20 protein-coding genes and 2 pseudogenes are annotated in these 20,533 nt (G+C 54.5%); 7 read left to right on the top strand and 15 right to left on the bottom strand.

Features of this window, described 5'->3' with window-relative positions:
• Positions 1-3: 3 nt before the first annotated feature.
• A pseudogene (locus tag V9K92_RS02915) lies at positions 4-132 on the top strand (LysR family transcriptional regulator); the annotation flags it as partial.
• A gap of 844 nt (positions 133-976) precedes the next feature.
• On the opposite strand, the gene V9K92_RS02910 reads toward V9K92_RS02915, so the two are convergent.
• Genes V9K92_RS02910 through V9K92_RS02885 form a run of 6 tightly spaced genes read right to left on the bottom strand, consistent with a single transcriptional unit; the run spans position 977 to position 5,856 of the window.
• Positions 977-1,450 carry a DUF2721 domain-containing protein gene (locus V9K92_RS02910; RefSeq protein ID WP_337353229.1) on the bottom strand — a complete coding sequence of 158 codons (474 nt, stop codon included), beginning with the start codon at positions 1,448-1,450 and terminating at the stop codon, positions 977-979.
• The gene (locus V9K92_RS02905; RefSeq protein ID WP_337353228.1) at positions 1,443-2,498 is read right to left on the bottom strand and encodes a DUF2955 domain-containing protein; all 1,056 of its coding nucleotides are present in this window, start codon (positions 2,496-2,498) and stop codon (positions 1,443-1,445) included. Before V9K92_RS02905 ends, V9K92_RS02910 begins: the two co-directional genes overlap by 8 nt.
• Positions 2,488-3,588 carry an HlyD family secretion protein gene (locus V9K92_RS02900; RefSeq protein WP_337353227.1) on the bottom strand — a complete coding sequence of 367 codons (1,101 nt, stop codon included), beginning with the start codon at positions 3,586-3,588 and terminating at the stop codon, positions 2,488-2,490. The genes V9K92_RS02905 and V9K92_RS02900 overlap by 11 nt, the downstream gene beginning before the upstream one ends.
• Before the next feature lie 50 nt (positions 3,589-3,638).
• Positions 3,639-4,160 carry a transporter suffix domain-containing protein gene (locus tag V9K92_RS02895; protein WP_337353226.1) on the bottom strand — a complete coding sequence of 174 codons (522 nt, stop codon included), beginning with the start codon at positions 4,158-4,160 and terminating at the stop codon, positions 3,639-3,641.
• Positions 4,161-4,178: 18 nt separating this feature from the next.
• The gene (locus V9K92_RS02890) at positions 4,179-4,559 is read right to left on the bottom strand and encodes a hypothetical protein (protein WP_337353225.1); all 381 of its coding nucleotides are present in this window, start codon (positions 4,557-4,559) and stop codon (positions 4,179-4,181) included.
• Positions 4,546-5,856, bottom strand: coding sequence for an alpha/beta hydrolase (locus tag V9K92_RS02885; RefSeq protein WP_337353224.1), 1,311 nt, complete (start codon positions 5,854-5,856; stop codon positions 4,546-4,548). The genes V9K92_RS02890 and V9K92_RS02885 overlap by 14 nt, the downstream gene beginning before the upstream one ends.
• Positions 5,857-6,186: 330 nt before the next feature.
• Between V9K92_RS02885 and V9K92_RS02880 the strand changes: the two genes are divergently transcribed.
• Both V9K92_RS02880 and V9K92_RS02875 read left to right on the top strand, forming a co-directional pair.
• Entirely contained in the window at positions 6,187-8,316 is a 2,130-nt protein-coding gene (locus tag V9K92_RS02880) for a mechanosensitive ion channel family protein (protein WP_337353223.1), read from the top strand.
• A complete protein-coding gene (locus V9K92_RS02875; RefSeq protein WP_337353222.1) occupies positions 8,316-8,654 on the top strand; it encodes a hypothetical protein in 339 nt (112 codons plus the stop codon). Before V9K92_RS02880 ends, V9K92_RS02875 begins: the two co-directional genes overlap by 1 nt.
• A 949-nt stretch (positions 8,655-9,603) precedes the next feature.
• On the opposite strand, the gene V9K92_RS02870 is transcribed toward V9K92_RS02875, so the two are convergent.
• The 5 genes from V9K92_RS02870 to V9K92_RS02850 all read right to left on the bottom strand — a co-directional run bounded on the left by V9K92_RS02870 (position 9,604) and on the right by V9K92_RS02850 (position 13,347).
• Positions 9,604-10,671, bottom strand: coding sequence for a Fic family protein (locus V9K92_RS02870; protein WP_337353221.1), 1,068 nt, complete (start codon positions 10,669-10,671; stop codon positions 9,604-9,606).
• Between the two features lie 374 nt (positions 10,672-11,045).
• A complete protein-coding gene (locus V9K92_RS02865; protein WP_337353220.1) occupies positions 11,046-11,774 on the bottom strand; it encodes a 3-keto-5-aminohexanoate cleavage protein in 729 nt (242 codons plus the stop codon).
• A 108-nt stretch (positions 11,775-11,882) separates the two neighbouring features.
• Positions 11,883-12,287: a periplasmic heavy metal sensor gene (locus V9K92_RS02860; protein WP_337353219.1), complete on the bottom strand. Its 405-nt coding sequence runs from the start codon at positions 12,285-12,287 to the stop codon at positions 11,883-11,885.
• On the bottom strand, positions 12,284-12,730 hold the full coding sequence (locus V9K92_RS02855; protein ID WP_337353218.1) for a hypothetical protein: 447 nt from the start codon (positions 12,728-12,730) through the stop codon (positions 12,284-12,286). Before V9K92_RS02855 ends, V9K92_RS02860 begins: the two co-directional genes overlap by 4 nt.
• Positions 12,727-13,347 carry an RNA polymerase sigma factor gene (locus tag V9K92_RS02850; RefSeq protein WP_337353217.1) on the bottom strand — a complete coding sequence of 207 codons (621 nt, stop codon included), beginning with the start codon at positions 13,345-13,347 and terminating at the stop codon, positions 12,727-12,729. The genes V9K92_RS02855 and V9K92_RS02850 overlap by 4 nt, the downstream gene beginning before the upstream one ends.
• A 241-nt stretch (positions 13,348-13,588) precedes the next feature.
• Here V9K92_RS02850 and V9K92_RS02845 point away from each other — a divergent pair, with 241 nt between their 5' ends.
• Positions 13,589-13,792, top strand: a complete 204-nt coding sequence (locus V9K92_RS02845) for a hypothetical protein (RefSeq protein WP_337353216.1) — start codon at positions 13,589-13,591, stop codon at positions 13,790-13,792.
• Here the strand turns inward: V9K92_RS02845 and V9K92_RS22825 are convergent.
• Positions 13,782-14,909 (bottom strand): EF-hand domain-containing protein, encoded by a 1,128-nt coding sequence (locus tag V9K92_RS22825; RefSeq protein WP_443094425.1) that lies wholly within the window; start codon positions 14,907-14,909, stop codon positions 13,782-13,784. The two genes, V9K92_RS02845 and V9K92_RS22825, sit on opposite strands and share 11 nt — an antisense overlap.
• A 136-nt stretch (positions 14,910-15,045) precedes the next feature.
• Between V9K92_RS22825 and V9K92_RS02830 the strand changes: the two genes are divergently transcribed.
• Positions 15,046-15,951 carry a rhomboid family intramembrane serine protease gene (locus V9K92_RS02830; RefSeq protein ID WP_337353214.1) on the top strand — a complete coding sequence of 302 codons (906 nt, stop codon included), beginning with the start codon at positions 15,046-15,048 and terminating at the stop codon, positions 15,949-15,951.
• A 628-nt stretch (positions 15,952-16,579) separates the two neighbouring features.
• On the opposite strand, the gene V9K92_RS02825 is transcribed toward V9K92_RS02830, so the two are convergent.
• Positions 16,580-16,981, bottom strand: coding sequence for an SH3 domain-containing protein (locus tag V9K92_RS02825; RefSeq protein WP_337353213.1), 402 nt, complete (start codon positions 16,979-16,981; stop codon positions 16,580-16,582).
• 314 nt (positions 16,982-17,295) lie between these two features.
• A pseudogene (locus tag V9K92_RS02820) lies at positions 17,296-17,934 on the bottom strand (branched-chain amino acid ABC transporter substrate-binding protein); the annotation flags it as partial.
• 103 nt (positions 17,935-18,037) lie between these two features.
• On the opposite strand from V9K92_RS02820, the gene V9K92_RS02815 reads away from it, so the two are divergent.
• Positions 18,038-18,286, top strand: coding sequence for a hypothetical protein (locus V9K92_RS02815; protein WP_337353212.1), 249 nt, complete (start codon positions 18,038-18,040; stop codon positions 18,284-18,286).
• 118 nt (positions 18,287-18,404) lie between these two features.
• On the opposite strand, the gene V9K92_RS02810 is transcribed toward V9K92_RS02815, so the two are convergent.
• Complete coding sequence (locus V9K92_RS02810) at positions 18,405-18,821, bottom strand: hypothetical protein (RefSeq protein ID WP_337353211.1); 417 nt, start codon at positions 18,819-18,821, stop codon at positions 18,405-18,407.
• 681 nt (positions 18,822-19,502) lie between these two features.
• Between V9K92_RS02810 and V9K92_RS02805 the strand changes: the two genes are divergently transcribed.
• A complete protein-coding gene (locus V9K92_RS02805; RefSeq protein ID WP_337353210.1) occupies positions 19,503-20,474 on the top strand; it encodes an alpha/beta fold hydrolase in 972 nt (323 codons plus the stop codon).
• Positions 20,475-20,533: the final 59 nt, after the last annotated feature.

Here is a 20,533-nt window from a genome sequence, read left to right as displayed (position 1 = left end):
GCCCTAGTGCGCGTTCTCGAGGACTGGACTCCCCCACTGGCGCCATTAGCCCTATACTATCCGGGCAGGAAGAATCCGCCGGCTGCGTTCAGCGCATTCATTCAAGCTGCCCGCGATTTTGCGAAGGGGTAATCGACCGGTGCTTAAATCAATGTCTTCTCGACATCGAAAATACGCACCCAACATACTTTCACGTCATCCGTCTTGCTGGGAAGAACAGCCCGGAAAATGACTGTTATCCGGACAGGGACCTGCATCCCGCGTACGGGGCCGCTCGCTGAGATTTTAGATGCTCGGAAAATCAAATGGCAGGAAATGGTCCAATCAAGAGGCGCAATTTCCATCTTGAATGGAACTGAATCGCAGCCCTATAGATTACTGCTGCGTTCAAACAAGGAATTTATCAGGAACCCTTCCTTTGAAAATGCCGATAACAGACAAGTTTCGGGCATTTTCGATTGTAGCGATACCGTCTACAATCCAATTAAGAGCCTGTTTTGTCTTGCCTATTCAATAGTCGAACTGTGGACTACAGACCCCTTAGCTATCCCCTCGTTCCGGATGAACGACGGCTGCTTCGCGTCCGCTTTGCTTGCTGCAACGTCTTTGATGCGGTAGACAGCGCGCGTGAAATCTCACCGCTTCTGCTGAAGAAGGTTGCATGTTGTCCAAAGCGGGGCAACTTCTACGCGGGTGCGCTTTGGCTTTACCGTGGATCAAACAAGGTTCGTAGCTTGGAAAGACACCTCCCTGTGGTCAAGGACGATGAGGTCATCGCTTCCGCATAGGCGCCTACTCTTCGCTCTGAGGTCAAGGACAAGCCGGAAGAGGACTGGATCGCTATCGTCATGCGATAACTCCACGTCCGAAATTTACCGGAGCTTCAGGCTTCGGTTCAGGGCCAATTACTACTCGGACGAGATCAAGGCTCTGGCAAACCTATGCGATCACACGCTGCTTGATTACAGTGCGTTGATCAGCGTTGTTTTACGCGCTGATCCCGTGCAATTTGCCGGAGCATGCTTTGACTGGCGGATAACATTTCAAACAGGAATGCGATGAGCGCTCCCACCAGACAAAAGACCGCGCTGCCAAACAACCAATAAAGGACGTGGGCGCGAAATCCGGAACGGCCAATCGCGCCGGCAAGCAATGAGATAATCGAAAGGCAAGTCAAGACCCCCGCACAGGTAACGAACACAATGGCGATCTGCAAAGCCAAGGTTCTGATGCGAAGATACTTCAGCTGAATTCGGCGTTCAGCGTTAAGCTCGTGGTCTACATCGATGAGCTGCGAAATTTCATTAACGCGATCGGAAATGCGGGCAAGCCGCGCCACAAACGCATTGAGAAAGCCCGCCGTCCCGGCCAGCAAGAACACGGGAGTAAGCGCCGTTTCCAGTGTGTTCACAATTGATACGATCACGGGGGACGATGTCGCATCAACCACGATGACGTCCCTCCAAATCGATAATTGTCTGTCGTTGCCGCGTCCACAACAGAGATGTCGTCAGGAAAACATAGGAAATGGCGCCAGCGACATAGATTATACGGGTCGAGAAAGACTCTGCCGCGCTCCCTGGCAGCGGCGATACGCCCAGCCCAAAAAGAACAAGGAAAATAGTCAGAGCCCCCTCGAACATTCTTGCCTCCGCTGACCGGCTTGCTGCACGCCCGCCGATGAAAAGCGTAACGACGAGGACTATCACAAACATGAACAAGAGATTCGGGCGCAGGTTGAGTATTCCAAATGCAATAGACGCCGATATTCCTCCAAACAAGTTGACAACTGCAAGCCCCGTTGCTGCTCGCATGCTCGCGGTGGAATCGATCTGCCCAAGTAAGGACGCCACGGTGATTGGGATAACAAGTGCTGCTGCCAGCTTGTCATTTGTGAGACAGACTGCCACCGCAAACAGCAATATCACGGTGTTGGCAAATGCGCGCAACCACGGGTTCGGCTGCACGACCGTTGGAATAGCTTGAGCTGTCACGGTAACTGGTTCAGGGACGCAGGCATAGGCAAGCCACATCAGACCGGCGCCGGTTAGGACACCAATCACCAAAATAGAAAGAATGGAGTTGGCCAACTCACGGTTCAGGATACCCAGCAATGGTACCATGATCCCGACCACCAGAATGAGAAATATAGCGGGACCGCCCTTGCCGCTGGCCTGAATGAAAAAACATATAAAATAGGCAAGCCCCAATATCATGAGAAAGCTTATGGGCTTTTCACCCAACAGTGATGTCAGGCCCATACAAAAGGCCCCAGCTGCCAGGATGATGATAGCCATGCCGACCGTTTTGGCCATCGGCAATGGACGAGAACTGGCCAGTAGAAACTGTGCAGCGAAAAGCGGGCCGAGAAACGGTACGATCGAGCCGCATGCCACTGATAATGTAAAGCCGATCGATACTGCAATTGCGACACGCAATCCCTTGCGCTTTTGGGCTTCGGCCGCTTCGCTCGTCGTGGCGATCGAATTACCCGACATAGGTTAAAACCGACATTATTCTGATCCACAATGTACCCCATGCATTGGTCACAGGATTATCGCCAGTGTATATGACGACGGTGGCTTGCGATCCGTACCGCACGCCCTTGGGCCGTTCGCCTTCCAGAATGAGTCTCACCGGAAAAAGCTGAGCCTCTCTGACCCATCCACTGTCACTGCGTATGGTTGGCAATCCGGAACTTGGCTCGGTCCCACCTTGAGACACTCCAAGCCCGACACTTTCTACCCGGGCGGCGAAGAGACGGCCTGGCAAGGCATCAAAAAGCACTTCGGCCTGATTGCCGACTGCAACGTTTTCGAGGCTGTTTTCCTTGAAGGCTGCTGCAATCCAGACTGTCCCGATGTCGATGAATGTCATGGCGGGTTGCGCTACACTGACGACCTTACCAACCGAAAGCTGGAGATTGGTGACAACGCCCTCTGACGGCGCCCGTACATTGGTGTGAAGAAGATCCAGTTGCGCACGCTCGAGCGCTGCCATCGCCTCCTTGAGTTGTGGGTTGTCAGCGCCGGCGGGCCCAAGATCCTCCTGGGCCTTGACCAACTCTGCCTCCGCTGCCTTTACAGAGGCCTCGGACTGATCGAGCGCAGATTTCGCTTCATCGAATTTTGCCTTGGCATATACGCCGCGCTTGACCAGTTCCATCGACCGCGTCACTTGTTCACGAACATTATCCCTGCTGGCTCGCGCTTCCACCAGCCTGGCCTGTACGGCATCGACAGTCGCTGTTGACGCACCGATAGTCTGGCCCACGCGGGCAAGGCTTGCTTCCGCTTCGGCGACTGCAATCAGGTAACGGGCGGGATCAATGCGAAACAGCACTTGCTCAGGCTCTACCCGCGCATTGTCGGTAACGCTGACATCGACAACGCGTCCTGTGACCTCTGGAGCGATGCCGACGACATAGGCCTGAACCTGTGCCTGCGATGATGATGGTGTTCGCCTTTCCATAAACACGGAAAGGATAAAAGCGACGGTAGCCAGAACCAGGATGATCAAGGCTACCCTGCGCAGTGGATTGCCAGCTGGCTTTACGACATCTGGTTTATTCGTTGCTTCTTCTGCCACGCTGTTGTCCTTTGCAGGAGTTCATCCTTCACTCGGGTGACCGAAGACGGTTATGTCGCGTCTTCGGTCCCGTACGAGATACGACCACCACGAATGAAGAGAGACCGGATTTTCTCCCAGAAATTGCCACCAAGAACGAAGAAACTTGCCAGGAACATCAAATCCCCGAGAAGCTGCAACTGCCACATGTTCGGTCGAAGGTCCGGGGCCACAGCATCAATGTAAGGTTCAAGCCATCCACTGATCAGTGGCAAACAGAACATGACAAGTCCCAGATTGTACCGTGCCGGTCCAATGCCGGTTTCAGGCGCCAGACGGAAATAGCCAAATATAGTTGCCTTGAGCTGTTGAAACCCGGCCTTTCCCATAACCGCTATAACCAGCAAAAGCAGAACTTTGTTGACGATAAAAATCAAACCCGTCATGGCGGCGACTTTCGTGCTCGAAAGCCCTGTGGCGGCGGCCAGTGGCACGATGATCCACAGCCCGACGGCTATGCAGATCAGCAAAATTCCAAGTTTGAAACGCCAATTTCCTGATTGTGGTTCAACATTTTCTATTCGCGCAGACATGCTTTTTCTCCTCGCCCATCAACGGGGACATATGTCCCAGAATCCAGTTGTTTTGCTGCTGTTGGTGTAGAACCAGCAATATCCTGCCTGCGGCGGTGGCCCAGCGACGGAAGCTGCTGCAGCTCCGGCAATAAAGCCGATGGCCGCTCCAGCAGCTATTGCACCACCCGGACGCCAGTATCGTCTTGGATTGACGACCACGACACCCCGTCTCATGGCGGGGCGGGCCATTGGTACTCTGCGTGTAGAAACAGCGGCACATCCTCGCGCTCCACATCGAGCAGCTACGCCACGACGTGCCGCTTCTGCCGGCGTGACAGCTGTCAATATCGTCGCGGCCACCATGCCCAAAACTGCCACGGCCATTGGCACTGCTAAAATAAGTTTAATGCGCTTCATTTACCTTTTCCTCGCGGTCGATGGTGCACGAATTGCTTCCCGGCATGGTCCTACACGCGTTCTTGGCCGAAATGTTTTGAAATCCCGGATTGAGTGCCTCAACGCCGCTCGCATAGTTTTCCCGTGTGGTTTGATCTACTGCCGCTGCCGGAGCGGCAAGTATGAGACCAGCGGCAGTTCCGGTTGTCGCCGCGACACTGGTCGTGGCTGCCACAATCCGGTCCCCGACGCCGAGTCGGCTGTCCGTCAGTTCCTGTCCATTTGACAGGCGCGAACCGATCAACTGTACGATCTCCGGCGCTTCGGCAAACTTGCTGTGGCGAAGCCTGTCACCGCCCTTGATTTTGGTAAGGTCAATGACGGAAACATCATTGGCCGCCAGTTCAGTTTTATAGGGAGCTTCCTCGGGATCGATTGAACCAAGTCGCGGGACATTTCCCCATACACGCCGTGAAAAAGCCAAGGCGCGATCATCACGGGAAACGAACAGGGTGAACTTCGGGTGCTGTTTCCCCATGTCGGCGATTTGCGAGCGAAAGACATCCACGTCGACATCCGGCGCAGCCAACATGACATTCTTGAATTTGGCGGGAAGATGCCCGTTTCGGATTGCCATCTGGCGTAACGATTCCAGGGCAAGCCAATTGCCCATCGAATGCGCCAAGATCGACACTTCTTTTACCTCCGGATCCTTTGCCATATACTGCAACAGATTTTCCAGGGCGTTTCGGGTATAATTGGTGCTTTCGCGGTCATAGCCATAGGCCAGAAGACTGCCTCTTGAGGGCCATGTCACCAGAACAGGAACGCTTTTTGCACCTGCGTCGTGGACGATCTGGGCAAAACGGAACACAGAGTCTTCAAAGCGGTTGTTGAAACCATGAATGAAGATCAACACGCCGCGGTCGGCGCTCTTGCGTACTGATTTGCTGAGCCATGCTTCCGCTTGTGGGCGAGAGACCTCATCTGCCTTGAGAGTGGCAAAATCGGTAAGAGGGTTCGCAGGCAAGCGCTTTGGCCATTCGACCTCTCCTACTTTGCGGTGTTTTGCGGACGGTATGGATACCGTGATTTCGGCAAAGGATGGCGTAAGGCCTCGCTCCCCGCTAAACATCTCGCCTCGCGTGTCAGCGCGGCTTCTGGTTGTTGCCACGATCATTTCAACCCGGCTCGACATGGGTGATGCCTTAGCGATCGGCACGAGCACACCACGCGGCCGCCCAGCGCAGCCCGAAAGCAGCAATCCTAGCACTATGATCAGGCAGTAGAACAAACCCGTTCGCCCCTCGCTGTCCATCAAGCCCCCCCAGACCCGGCAATCGCGGCCTTATCTCATACAAAGACAATTGACCGCGCGGCATTTCACAGTTGGTAATTTGTCTTGGCGATATCAAAGTAAAAATCGAACGTTTTCTCGGTGCATTCCCTGCTATTGTTAAAACTCTCCATGAAGAACAACACTTCCAAATTAAATGCGATTGTAAACTAAAATTATTTACTCGTCTTTCGGAAAATATGTCGTAAAATGTCTATTAATAGTGAATTACCCTAGTACAAATCTCTTATATCGTCTTTTCACTTGCGAGGAATTCAGTAAATACAAGGCCACGTCCCATAAGGAAAAGAAATGGTACCCGGATCTAGTCGCATCAACATTGCAGCGGTTCATATTCTTTTGATCCTGGTCCTCGCCATGCTTCCCCAGACTGTGAGGTTGGCGAATGCCCAAACGAACAGTCCGGCACAACAGGGCGAAAAAATTGACCAGTTGCTGAAGTTGCTGGAGGATCCGGACGTCAAATCATGGATTGCGGCAAAACCAAATGTGATGCCGCAGGATGATGGCAAAGAGCTGTCTACGAGCGCAGTCATGACCTGGGCACACGGAATTCGTTCACACCTGCGCGATATGGTGCACGCCATACCCGCCGCTCCGGGCGAGCTCGCCAGAGCCGACGACAAGATAAACACTATTCTCAACGGCTATGGTTTTGGATCCGTCCTCGCACTGTTCGCCGGCTTTGCAGGACTGGGGTATGGAGTTGAAACCGCATTCCGACGTTTTGCATTGGGAAGAAGCGGTCCAACGTTTTCCGCTGGGGATCTGCCAGCACCTGCGGAAACGATCGCTGCGTCGGCGTTCTTCGGTCTGGCACCGCTGGTTATCTTTGCAATTGTAAGTGTCGGTGGTTTCCTTTTCTTCAACTGGCCGCCGCTTCTTGCCGCCCTGGTGGTACCAATGCTTGCGGCACTTATTGTCTGGCGCTTTATCCTGAAAATAGCGGGCGCACTGCTCGCCCCTGGCAACGAAACCAGACGTTTGATCGCCACGGACGGGCGCCGTGCCCGGTTTTGGTATAAGCGGGTAGCATGGTTTGCCGGCATTTTCTTTACCGGCTGGGCAGCGGCAGCGGCGATGAAGGCGTTGGCCTTTGCACCCGAGGTCCAAAGCCTGCTTGTTTATACGATTGGCCTCGGCCTCCTGGTGATTGCATTGGAAACAATCTGGCATCGGCCAGACCGCAGCACCGGACCTGAAGCACATCGTATCAAGGAATGGGGACTGACATTTTACGTCTGCCTGCTTTGGGTCTTGTGGGTTGCCGGTTTGAGCCTGACAATGTGGATTGGAATTTACATTCTGATTTTGCCGCCACTGCTGCGGACCACCACAAATCTCGTGCAACAACTGTTCACCCGGCCGCTCGATCGGGCAAATCAAAAGAACACACTATTTGAAGTGTTGGTTGAACGGGGAGCACGACTTGTGGTTATCGTATTGGCCGTTGCCTGGCTTGGTGTCGTCGCTCGTGCGCGTGCCATCGGGCTCATGGAGGACGAGACTGCCAAACAGGTTGTTCGTGGCGTCGTTGGCGGAGCGGTGATTGTGCTCGCAGCAGATCTTGTCTGGCATGTTGTAAAGGGCCTCATCAATCGCCGGATCGAAAAAGCGCGCCTGGAGGCCGGCGATGAAGCAGAGTTGGCACGCAGCGGACGGTTGATGACGCTCCTGCCTATTCTTCGAAACTTTCTGGCTGCGTTCATAATTGCGGTTGCTCTCATGATGATACTGTCGGGGCTTGGCATCGAGATTGGTCCGCTGATTGCCGGTGCGGGCATCTTTGGCGTGGCAATCGGCTTCGGTTCGCAAACTCTGGTCAAGGACGTGATCAGCGGTGTCTTCTACATGACCGATGATGCCTTTCGGGTTGGCGAGTATATTCAAAGCGGAAGCTACAAGGGGACGGTTGAATCATTCAGTATCCGGTCGGTTAAACTGCGTCACCATCGCGGTCCGGTTTTCACTGTTCCGTTCGGTTCCCTTGGAGCAGTCCAGAACATGAGCCGCGACTGGGTCATCGACAAATTCCTGATCTCCGTCAATTACGACACTGATATCGCCAAGGTTAAAAAGGTGGTGAAGGGCGTTGGCGCCACGCTGCTCGAAGAGCCGGAACTGGGGCCGCATATTATTGAAACCGTCAAGATGAAGGGCGTCGAGACTTTTGGCGATTACGGCATAAACCTAAGTTTTGCGATGATGACAAAGCCTGGTCATCAATCGACCATTCGGCGCCGGGCCTATGCGATGATCCGTGAAGCGTTTGCGGCAAACGGCATTGGCTTTGCCTCACCCACGGTGCAGGTCGCAGGTCAGGAAGACCAATCAACAGGTGCGTTGGCTGCTGCGACGCAAAACACATTGGCCCGGAAGAAGGCAGCGGATACGTTGAAATTGGTGGAGGATGAAGGATAATGCAAAAGCAACCGAAAGGACCGGCAACAAAGCGGCCACTGAGCCGTATGAAACTGTGGACGATAATTCTTGTTGTGGTCCTGATTGCTCTGGGGAATCCCGTCAGTCTCGCTGTCGGCCAGACTGAATCGCGAATCCTCAAGCGCCAAACAGCTCGGGCAATACGAAATGCTGGATTCTGGTGTGACCGAATGACCGATGCAAGGATCGACAAGGTAAAATCGCTAAGCGGCACGACGATTGTCAAAGTGACGTGTGATGATAAAATCAACTTTGCACAATACATGTTGACGATGTCGCCAGCAAACAAGATAACCAAGGTTGAAATCTGGAAATAGGCGCGATCCCGGTTTAGTGCGCGTCACGCTCAGCCTTAACCAAATTGATGTGCGCCTTGAGCAAATCGATCCGGGAATCCAACCACTTAGAGTGTCGTTCACTGAACAATCTTCCGCTTCTCTTCCATACACCAGTCAGTGTAAGTTGATCGGCCGAAACTGCCAACCTTTGCGCGATGATCGAAGCCTTGGCCGCTTCCATTTTGACATATGCACTTGCAGTCGGCTGGCGAAGGTCATCGCAACGGATGTCGGCTCCAATACAGCGCTGAGAAACTGTTTCCTTGCCTTGTGAACCTGACCGGCGGTACGCCCGCAACTATAGATCGGTATCGTCGTGAACTAGATTCCAGCGGTCACGCAGTCGTGGTGTCATTGCCGACTGGCTGATATTCAATTATCACCAGATCCGAGAAGCGGAAAACATCGTCACCTTGCCTCTCCAAGGCGGTGCCACGCGTTGAGCCCCTCGGTCAACTCGCGGTCTGATCCGGGAGTGTAGTAACGACGATCAAACCAGAAACGCCGCTCATGTTCGGCTTTACCTGATCGGGTATACTCGCACGCCTCGACGGCGACCGCGTGCCCAACCCCTATGAGGTAGACTACTCGCTTGTCATCCGCCAATCGACGGCGCCGCCAGCCCTTTTGCCTTGAAGAAAATTGAACCAATAGATCCTGATTCAAGATTAGGCTTTTGTTCAATTACCGAACGTACCAGAAACCCTTCCTCTGAAAATGCCGATAATAGGCGACTTTCCGGCGAATCCGATTGGTTCTTTAAATTCTACAACCACTCTTTTGAGCATATCTGGATTGGTGACTCCATTGACCACCGCGGCGGAATCGGACTCATGGCTGTCCACTTGGGAGTTTTTCTCCCATCCTCGTGACGCATTTACCGTCTGCACCGATATAGTTAGCGGATATCCGCCGGTCATTTTGCCGTTCAGCTCAGGCCGTACCAGGTACCTCGACCAGCGCCATGCAGGGTCAGGCTTCCTTGCTCGGTCAACGCCCGCAGATGATCCTTCACCGTATTCCGGCTTGCGCCCGTGGCATTGGCCGCCTCCAACACGGTCACACGACCACGCTCACGTGCAAGTTCGAGGATCGCAACGGAAAGCTCCGGCAGGTCGCCCAGCAGGATGCGTTCGCGCTCGATCTTGCGCTCCAGCCGTTGTTTCTGTTTCTGCAGGCTTCTCAGGAAGAACTCAACCCAGGGGTTCCAATCCTGCTGATCGGTGCGGATCGTCCCTTGCGTACGGCGCAGTGCCAGGTAGTAGGCCTCCTTGTTCTGCTCGATGACGCTTTCGAGAGAGCTGTAGGGCACATAAGCATAGCCCGCCCGCAGGAGCAGCAACGTGGTCAGGGCCCGTGAAAGGCGACCATTGCCATCCTGAAATGGGTGGATTTCCAGAAAAACAAGGATGAAAACCGCGATGACGAGAAGAGGATGAAAAATACCGTCCTTCTCCTGAGCCTGATGCCAGGCTACGAGATCGGCCATTCGGCCGGGTGTTTCGAAGGGAGAGGAGGTTTCAAAAACGATGCCCAGGCTCCGACCGTCTTCATCGAAAGCCTCCACATTGTTGGAGAGTGCCTTCCAGCTGCCCCGATGACGCTCATCCTTGGTCGAGTGAGCCAGAAGGTCTCGATGGAGCTGGCGGATGTGATTTTCATCAAGCGGGATTGTGTCGAAGGCCGAAAAGATGGTCTCCATCACCTCCGCATAGCCTGCAACCTCCTGCTCATCGCGGCTTGTAAATGAACCAATGCGCAGGTTCGAAAGGAGTCTTTCGACTTCCCGGTCGGTCAGTCTTGCGCCTTCGATACGGGTTGACGAACCGATGCTCTCGATCGTGGCGACCCGCCGCAAACTGGAGAGACGGTCAGGAGCGATGCGACCCAAGGCACGCCACGCTCCCTTGAATTCGTCAATCTGGGCGATCAGCGAGAGAACCTCGGGGGTGATCCGCAATTTCGAGAGATCGTGCGCTGGCATCCAATAACCCATCCGTTTCCATCCAAAAACAGATATGGCACGGCAGCATCCATTAATCCATCCATTCCCATCCAATAAAGGCATTTTTGCAATTCTGATCAGAAAGAGTGGCAGTATCACTCGCGCAGCGTTGGCGGCCCGCACAATGCCCAGTTTTCGGGGATCATTCCTGCTATAAGAATGACATAGGCGGCCGATCTGTTTGAGAGGTCCTTGTCTCAGCGGTCACCGCTTTTCTGGACCGATGCCTGACATGGCATGTCGTCGGACATCCGGCCGCGCCTTCCCGCCGATTTCGTGATTGACACCTTTGGGTGCTTTCCGAACAAGATTTTTCATCGTTCATGACTAATCGACGCAAGACAATACACTCCATCTATTGAGGATTATCCGCTCTCATAGTGCCGGAAGATCTCCACTGCCGCCGAGACAAGTTCGGCATTGCCACGCGCTACCGCACCGTTTGGAAGGTGCTTTCCGTCCTCTAAGCCCACGCGCGTCGAAAGATGTTCCGCGCCCGCGCGCCGCACAAAGGGCCAGACCGTTTGATCATAACCGTGCAACAGGATCGGCCGCTTGACGGCGGCTCGTCGCAGGACGGACATGATGTCATCGCAGCTCCGCATGGCCGCCTCAACGTCGCTTTCATGATCGAGTTCTACGAGAATACGCAAGACCCTGCGATGCTCTTCGGCTTCGATGAACCGGTGCGCATCCGCGACCGTTGCCAGACCCGCTTCCACACCGACCCCTTTCCGGTGAAGCAGCTCTATGACGCCAGGCGCGTCGATTTCAGCCAAGTTCACTGAAGCGTAATCCGGAAGGACACACCACCGGGAAATTGCCTCTCTGGTGCGTTCCTCATCGCCCTCGATCCATGCACCAGTCGAAACCCCGATGAGTGTGCCGGGACAGGTCTGGCGAATAGCGGCAACCGTTTCGTCAACAGCAACCAGGCTTTCACGCCCCTCGCTATCGCGAGGATGCACATGCAGTTCCGCAGCACCAGCCTCGAGGACGGCAACAGCATCCCGAACCATGTCCTCAATGGTGGAAGGGAAAAGCGGATGGAAATCCGGCTTTCGGCTGCCATTGATGCACGCTTGGACGATCATGTCGTAGCCTCTCCTCCGATCCTTGCTGCACCAAACGTCCCAAATGTTGCGAAGGTTGGCGCCAGCATCAATTCGATTTATCCCCGTAGACCCTTACTGCACTCTGCCTTACTTGTAATCGCCTGCCCGCTCTCGCTCTGTCGCCCGAAGAGCCTCGAGAAGCAAATCCTGCATGAGACGCTGGAGGGCGTCGGTGGCGACACGGACATCGGCCATCGCCTTCCTCACCTCCACCTCCTTAAGCGGCCCAGCACTCACTGATGCCAGCTCACGACGCGCATCTCTCAACTGTCGAAGCGACTGAACTGTCTCTGCTCTGTTTTCTCGCAAAAGGCGGCGGAACTGTGTGCGGACGTCATCTGGATAGGCTGAGAACGCCCCTTCCGCGAGAATGGACATCGCAGGCGCATCAGATTCGCGTTTAAACACATAGCCCAGAGAGAAGAAGTTTCCGAGCAACGACGCCATAAAGACGGCCAACAGAACCAAACGCAGCCAAGTGAACCTTTTCACGGGTGCCCTCCCTCTTCTTGCGTGCCGATCGACGTCTCTGCCAACCCTGCAGGGGGGACTCCTACGGCAAAGGCCAGAAGGGCATCGTCGGAAGTGTCGTTTTGCGTCCTCGCGGCCCAGTAGCCACTGGCCGCAGATAGGGTGACGACAAATGCCATGCTTGCCGCTGTCGCCGGGATTGACCACAATCGAGGATCAATTTTCGGCCGAGTCCTGCGTCTGGGCATTGCAATTCTTGTCATCACATGACGAACGAGCACGCTCTCGTCGACCGGCGTTTTCGCCGCTTCAAGTACAAGATAGTCGAGCGTTTTATCGTCGCTGAGGGCAGCAAGCCTGTGTCCGGTCAGAAACAGCAACGCCTCCTGCCGAAAAGGGGGCGGCCATGCTGTGATGTCAGGCCCAAACCTGACCTTCAAGTTCTCGAACTCGTCTCTGTTCATTTTGATAACCTTTCGACTTCCGGTACGGATTCACCAACCTTCGTGAGCCGGGCGCGCAGCGTTCGCCTTGCCCGCACGAGCAGCTGCTCTACCGAACCTGCACTGGTTCCCATAGCTTCCGCAATCGAGGGGACGTCAAGGTCAGCAAGTGCGCGCAGGAGCAGCGCCATGCGTTGCCGTTCCGGTAACTTATCGAGACCGGCGCGGACGATGGCCAGCTCCTGACGTGCACCGATCAGCGCATCCGTTGGGGGATCTTCAGAGGCTAACACATCACCCGTGTCTTCGAATCCGAGAAATACCCGAAATCGGCGCCACCGCTTCACGTCGATGCATCGATTGACAGCGATCCGGTAGATCCAGGTGGTCGCGCGTCCCTTTGCGGGATCGAAACGCTTTGCGTTATTCCAGACGGAAAAGAAGACATCTTGAACGACATCTTCTGCCTCGTGGGCACCGCCGAGATAGCGCGAAGCGAATAGCTTCAGACCGCGCCCGTGTCTGTCTACCAGCTCCCGGAGGGCATGCTGTTCGCCAGCAGCAATATGGGCGAGCAGCGCCTCGTCATTGAGACGCTCTTGTGGTCTTGCTGGCTCCGGGACGCGCGCTTGACTCACGCGGATTTACCTCCAATTGCGGCGGATGATGCCGACTGTTCCGCCCGGGCCATTGTGAACGCCGATAGATCGGACCCGATAGGGCCCTCGCGCTGTTGCAGTACAGCCTGAGTAAGTCCGACCATTTCCTCCCGTGGCTGAGTAACTGCGGCGGCAGCGATCGATCAAACCATTACGGCAGGTCGAACTCGAGGTGTAGGTCGCACCGTTCGGTCCAACGCGCGTCGTTTGTCCCGAATAGATGTTCCCGTCCTTCGTCACGCTGCGGGTGATCGTGCCGCCGCTTCGCGTGTCTCGCGTCAACTCGGCCGACATCGCCGGCATCGCAATCAGCATTACGACAACACCAAATGCGGAAAAGATTTTCTTCCAGCAAGACACCATTGTCATGTCCTTATTACTCATGGAGTTATTGGTTGTCACCATGGTCAATCTCAGCGGTTGAACAGAATTCTGCGAATAACGAGAAATTCGCCATCCGACATCTTCTCATCCCCGTCACGGTCAGCGAGATCGAAAAGGGGTGCGCGCGCTCGAAACTCGTCTGCGGACACCTTGCCATCGCTACCAGTGTCCAGACGAAGCATCTGGTTTGCGACAAATGCCTGCATCGCTATGGCGTGATCCATTATCGATTCACGGATCCGTTCCGTTTCGTCTTGATCGATTGCGCCGTCTCCGTTGGCGTCGAGGCGAGCGAACAGTTTCCCGCGGGCCTCCTGGATCTCGTCGCGCGTAACAGCGCTGTCCTTGTTCTGGTCGAGCCGCTGCAGAACAGGCAGACCTGTCTGCGACTCTACCGAGAACGCTGGCCCTGAAAGGGCGGCCATCAGTGACGCGATCAGTACATAGAGTTTCTGTTTCATTGCTTGTGGTCCTTTGTTGCGTTGTTTCAGGCTGCCATTGGCAAACGACACGGACTGATACGAGGCGGCTGCATGCCTCCTACGCAATCGCCTAACGTTTTTGGACTGCGGAGCATGCAACGGTGATCGTTGCCTTCTCAAACAGAAAAACGCGAGGCGCGCGTAGGAGCCGCGGTCAATGCACGTAGAAGACGGCATTGATGCCAATTCCATCTGAGAAAAGAGGTAAATTGAATGAATGCGAAACTTTTTGCCGGCGTGATACTTGTCCTCTCGACTGGTAGCGCTTGTGCGGCGGAGGGACAAAAGCTCCGTCAGGTCTTCCGCCAAATGGATCAAAATGGTGACCGAGCGCTTCAGTTCAGCGAGTTGCAGGCGGCGCGCGCCACTTTGTTCGATCGCGTGGACACAAATCGAAATGGTGTGCTCGACAAAGCTGAGGCACAGGCCGTCTTTGAGCGTGCGAGAGAGGGCGGCAGGCTTCAAATGGCAACCGCTGACGGCTTGGAAACTCGCGCGCACCGCATAGACGCGAATAGCGATGGTCGAATTGCAAGGACCGAATTTGCTCAGTTCGTTCCTAATCGTCTTCTGCAGGCAGACATCAATGGCGACCGCACCCTTTCCCTCTCTGAGCTCAGGGCTTTGCGCAAACGTTAATCCGCCCTGTCCTCTCGGATCCAATGACGTGAGCAAGACAGTCGCCGCATTGGGCGCAGCTCCCTTCCTCCTTTTCGACCTATCCCGCTCGCGCCTCAGCGGTTTCTCTAAAATCCGGAGATGATGTGACCAATGGCGGTATCAGCCACGAAATAAAGGGCCGCGACGGGAGTTGTCGTGGTTCGCGGCGTTTCACGATACAACGGCTTCCGTGGCGCGTCCTGGTTCCCGCTTTTACAAGGGATTTTGTTTCCCCGCAGCCTTTGCTGCCGGTGTCATCACCAATCGGACTCTCGCCCTTCCGGTACCGACCGCCGGGCGTTTGTCGTCAACGCATGTAATTGGTGTTTTGCCCAATATCGATCTTACCGTGCATATGGCAACACCTACGGCCCTATATCGGCTCGCGGGAACAGTGATGCGGTCCGTTCCGTTGCGAGTGAAGGAAGCCATGCTGCAATCAATGAAGCAGAACATCACCAGCTTGAGTCCCTGGCTGAGCCTTTCGACCGGCTTGGCCCTGTTGACAGTGGCGGTTTCATTCTCCGTGGCCTACGCCGCCACCGGTTCACCCTTCAGCACAGTCCCGGTGTATGTCTTGAAAACTTACGGTGGTGTGACGACAGACGTTCTTGCCAGGCTCGAAATCTGGCGCCTCGCAACCGCGCAGCTTATCCATGCAAAGCAGGGGCATATGTTGCTCAATGCCATCACCCTTTTGCTCCTGGGAAATCTGCTTGAGGGGCGCGTTGGGCGTACTGTCATGCTGCTTTTATGGCTTTTGGCTGGCGGCGCGGCAACAGCAATCAGCCCCCTTCTCTTGGCATGGCCGTTTAATGTCGGAACGGGTGCTTCTCAGGCAAACTTCGCCTTCGCGGGCTCTGCATTGGTCCTTACGCTTGCTGGCCAACTGCGGGGAAACGTTGCGTGGCCACTGATAGCGCTTGCGCTGTTGCCAGGCTTAGCACTAGACCTGTGGTATGTTGCGTATCCCAAGCCTGGCCACGTTGCGGGTCTGATATTTGGCGTAGTCAGCGGCGGCCTGTTGATGCGGTTGGAAAGACGATGGCCGGGTTGAACTCTGGATACAGGACGAGAATGAGTGCAGGTGTTCGATTTGAAACTCAGGAATCCAAGATAAGAGGTGCCACCTTTCCTCGGGATTGAAACCTTCCTGACCGGTCGCTTGGCAACTGGACAAGCCTGTCGCGTTGATCAACCATTCCCATGGGTTTCGCGTGCCGGGAGGCGGTCTTCCAGTAAAACTCCGCATGCCCCGCCGTCGGCCCGGCAATGGAGGCCACCCCGCTTCGCCCTTTGCCAATCTTTTTTACTACAACCCAAGCTTGATACGATCTTGGATAGCAAATTTCCTTCGGCCGCACGTCAACGTCCCCAGAGTATGTTCGGACTGGAATCGATGCGTCGGCCAGCGAAAATCCGTCGGGGAACATATTGGAGCTTTTGATGCGGTTAACCATCGTGCCTCTGTCGTCTCGGTTTCACTGAGCTGCGGAACTGAGAGCACTAAAAGGAGCTTGCCCACTCGGGCAAGCTCCCCAGAAACAACCTCCAGACACACTATACCAAGGTCGTTGAGCATACAGCGCCTGAACGAATAGCATCACCGGCACTCTCTCGGGGTAAGCATAGAAGTCTACAGCGTTGGGGGCCTGCGCTTAGGGTTTCACCCGGCAGAGCGTTGCTCAATCAGTCCAGCGCTCCCAACGACGATCCATTCTCCGGTGCACCCTGTATTCGATCCTTGCATCGCGTCGTGCTGCCGCTCTCGGATTGTAAGAGGGCTGATAATAGCGCTCGTAGACGACAGGGTCATAGGTGATCATGGGAAGCCGAACGTGAACTGCTCCAAGGTAAGTGCCACTGAGCCAGCCGCGATAGCCATTCCAGCCGACGTCGCACCAACGTCCCCGGTCGAGGCAACCGACCACGGCGACAGTTCGGCCGGCCGGAATTGTTGCGATTGGTTGATACCCGATTCCCGGCCCTGTCCGCAAATTGAGGTCTGTCTGTGTGACCGCTGATGCGGCCAATGCCGAATTGGCAGTCAAAAGGCCAATAAAGAAAAACAGTGATTTCTTGAGCATAATTGTCTCCAGCATCTCAGTTTAAAGGATTGTCTCACCGTGATACGGCTGGCTGGCTACAGTCCTACGCGGACATGAACATTTGTTGCTGCGATTCCGGTGACGTTAGCAACAAGTGCGCGCTAGAGGGAGGCTATGGTGCGGGATATAGCAAGCAAGATCAGCGGCTTGAGCATCGCCTCGGCGTTTTTGATTTTCTTGTTATCCAGAGCACGAGGTCTACCGCCCCTTGCGATCGCGTTTGTTGGCTGCGGCGATGCCCTAAGACGAACTGGGATTATTGTTCAGCATAGCTCGATTTACCGTTGTGCCATTCATAGACAACGAATCCTGGAGCTTTGTTGTCGCCTTTGTCGTCGAATGTGACGTTCCCCTAGGACTGTAGAAAACGTCCGGCTGTGCAGTGCCGAAAGGACAGCGGCGCTGTCAGTTGATCCTGCCGCGCTGATCGCCTCGGCAAAGACCTGAATCGTTCCATATGAATAAAGCGCCCAGCCGTCCGGTTGGAGGTTTTTCTCATGCATAGCGCTCATGATTGGCGCTGCTTGCGGATTTTTGCTCGGGTCGGGGCCAAAGGTGAAGTTTGCCCCTTCTGCTGCAGGTCCCGCAATGGTAACGAATTCTTTGGAAGCAAGAGGGTCGCCTCCCACCATGTTAAGGTTCAGCCCGATGTCGACCGCCTGCCGCATCAGCAAACCGGCCTCAGTATGATATCCCTCGAAAAACACCACTTCGATATTCTCTGCCTTTAGGCGGCTGACAACTGCATTGTAGTCTTTGTCGTCCGGATTGATGCCCACTTCAAATACCACAGCCATCTGTTCCGCAGTGAGCCGTTGCCTGACCTGATCGGCAAGACCCGCACCGAACGGGCTCTTGTCATTGAGAATTGCGATTCGTCGTCCTTTGAATTTCCTGAGGATGAAATCTGCGGCTGCGGGCCCTTGCTGGCCAAAGTCTTCCGCAGGTTTGTGGCGAGGGAGTGCACTACCTAAAGCTTGACGCCGATATTTGGTTTAAGATCGTGAGATTCTAACCCTTTCCGTTCCTGAGCTAATGGGTACGGTCTGGTGGAAAATATCGGTAGAAGGCGGTCCGTCCTATCTGAAGCTGATCAATGATGTCACCAATGAACGGATAATTTTCAGCGTCTTTGAGCATCGCCTCGGCATTTTTGATTTTCTTGTCATCCAGTGCACGCGGTCAACCGCCCCTGAGACTGCGTTTGTTGCTGCGGCGAGTCCAGCCCTGGTATTTTCGACAATGAGTTCCCGCTGGAAATCGTCAAAAGCTGCTGTCATGTGAACGCATCGTGACTGCTTTCTCTCACTCAATTATGCGCACCGATGATGACATAGCTCAGCAGAAGTGAAATTTTTGCGACAGAACCGTTATGGGTCGAGCGTTGTTTTCTTTGTATGACTTAATTGTCGACGTTCGAATTTTTACAGCGATACGTAAACTTCCATTCGCCTTCTGGTATCCCCGGATTCCGATCATCTTTTTCGTTATGATAACATGCTCCCCACTTGATTTCAGAGCGATTGCCAATGTTCAAAATCTGCAATATGGAATTCGCTTCGACTACCGTCGCTGGATACAGTCGGTCACTATTATTTTGAGCGACACTCGAACAGTTAACAGCTGAATCGATTGTCTTCTCGAAGCAGAGCTCTAAAACCAAGTCGCGGTTACAGTTGTTTACAAAAAGCCAATCACTTTCTGTTTCCGTTTTAAGTATGCATCCGTTTGCATCTGCCGCAAAATTTTGATTGATCTGACTGAATGACATCAGGAAGGCTGCAATTGTAAGGTTCCCGTATTTCGCCTTAAGGCTCATGTCTTCACACACCTCCAACAATCTTCTGCAAGGTTCGCTCGCAGCCTACGATAGCCATCTTAGCTTGGCTATACATCAACTAGCTTACCGAAAGTCCGTACGAACAGTATCCTGAACACGCATTTCTACTTCTACCGAGACAACGTCCGGCAGATCGTCGCTGCTGACCAGATAAGCTTCCTTAAGACCCAGCTGTTGGGGTTCGCCACGTTCTACAGACTACTGCTGCGTACAAACAGGGAAGTTGTCAGCAACCCTTCCTTTGAAAATGCCGATAATAGACGATTTTCCACCAAATCCGATTGGTGCCCTGAGGTCTACAATCCCGCTTTAGAGCATATCGGGAGTGATTTCCAATGAGAGCCTTGACAGGAATCGAACCCAGCACCGGCAAACCGAAGAACCTATCACGCCGATTCTACCGCAAAAACACTCTCTCTGATCGTCATAGCTATCGGTCGTTCAAAGAACCGCAGACGTGGAGAGCTTCCCATGAGGCTGCTTCAACGGATCGGCTTTCGTTTGGATCGAGCCATTCACGCTGCTTATTGTGAGTCCTTCGACGGCCAACTGTTCAACTTTTTACCCTTATTTATCCCAGGTCCGAAGACCGGCGATGCTAGTCCTCTTTCCAGAGGCGCTGATGTGGATCGGCACCCAATTTGGAAAAAGGAAAGCATCATGAAAAAGCATCTGCTCGCCACTGTCGCACTTCTCATGGCCATCTCTCCCGTTGCGGCTGAAGCCCGCTGCATACCGAACACCCCAGTCATAGCCGCGAAAGCCGTTCCCGTTATTCAGTACAAAAACACGACGATCGATGGCGTAAAAATCTTTTATCGTGAAGCCGGCCCCAAGGACGCACCGGTGCTACTGCTTCTGCACGGATTCCCGACCTCGTCCCATATGTTCCGCAACCTCATTCCACTGCTTGCAGACCGTTACCGCGTGATCGCGCCTGACTATCCCGGCTATGGCCAGAGTGACGCACCCGACCACACCCAGTTTTCCTACACGTTCGAGAACCTGACCAACATCGTAGAAAAACTGACCGAAAAGGTCGGCGCCGATCGCTACAGCATGTATGTGATGGATTACGGCGCACCGATCGGATACCGGCTCGCGCTCAAACATCCCGAGCGGGTTGAAACCCTGATCGTGCAGAATGGCAACGCCTATACCGAAGGCCTCGCCGCGTTCTGGGATCCGATCAAGGCCTATTGGGCCGAGAAAACGCCGGAACGCCGGGAAGCGCTCGCCGGTCTGGTCACGCTCGAAACCACGAAATTCCAGTATACCGACGGAATGGGCGATGTCTCACATATCAGCCCCGACAACTGGGTCGTCGATCAGGCCTTGCTCGATCGGCCGGGCAACAAGGACATCCAGCTCGATCTCCTGGGCGACTACGGCAGCAATGTACCGCTTTACCCGCGATTCCAGGCCTTCTTCCGCGACAACCAACCGCCAACGCTGATCGTCTGGGGCAAGAACGACAAGATCTTTCCGGAACCTGGCGCGCACCCCTATCTTCGCGATCTCCCGAATGCCGAGATGCACATTCTCAACAGCGGCCATTTCGCCCTCGAAGACAAGCTCGATGTGATGGCGCCGCTCATCCGGGATTTCCTCGACCGCAAGGTCTGCAACTGATCGATAGCCAAACCGTTCTGCGGGGCCAGCGGCCCCGCAACTCCCCCAATCAAAGGAAA

Origin of the sequence: Phyllobacterium sp. CCNWLW109 (assembly GCF_037203905.1) — a bacterium.
In the GTDB taxonomy this organism is placed as follows: domain Bacteria; phylum Pseudomonadota; class Alphaproteobacteria; order Rhizobiales; family Rhizobiaceae; genus Phyllobacterium; species Phyllobacterium ifriqiyense.
This window is presented reverse-complemented; position numbering and strand designations above follow the sequence as displayed.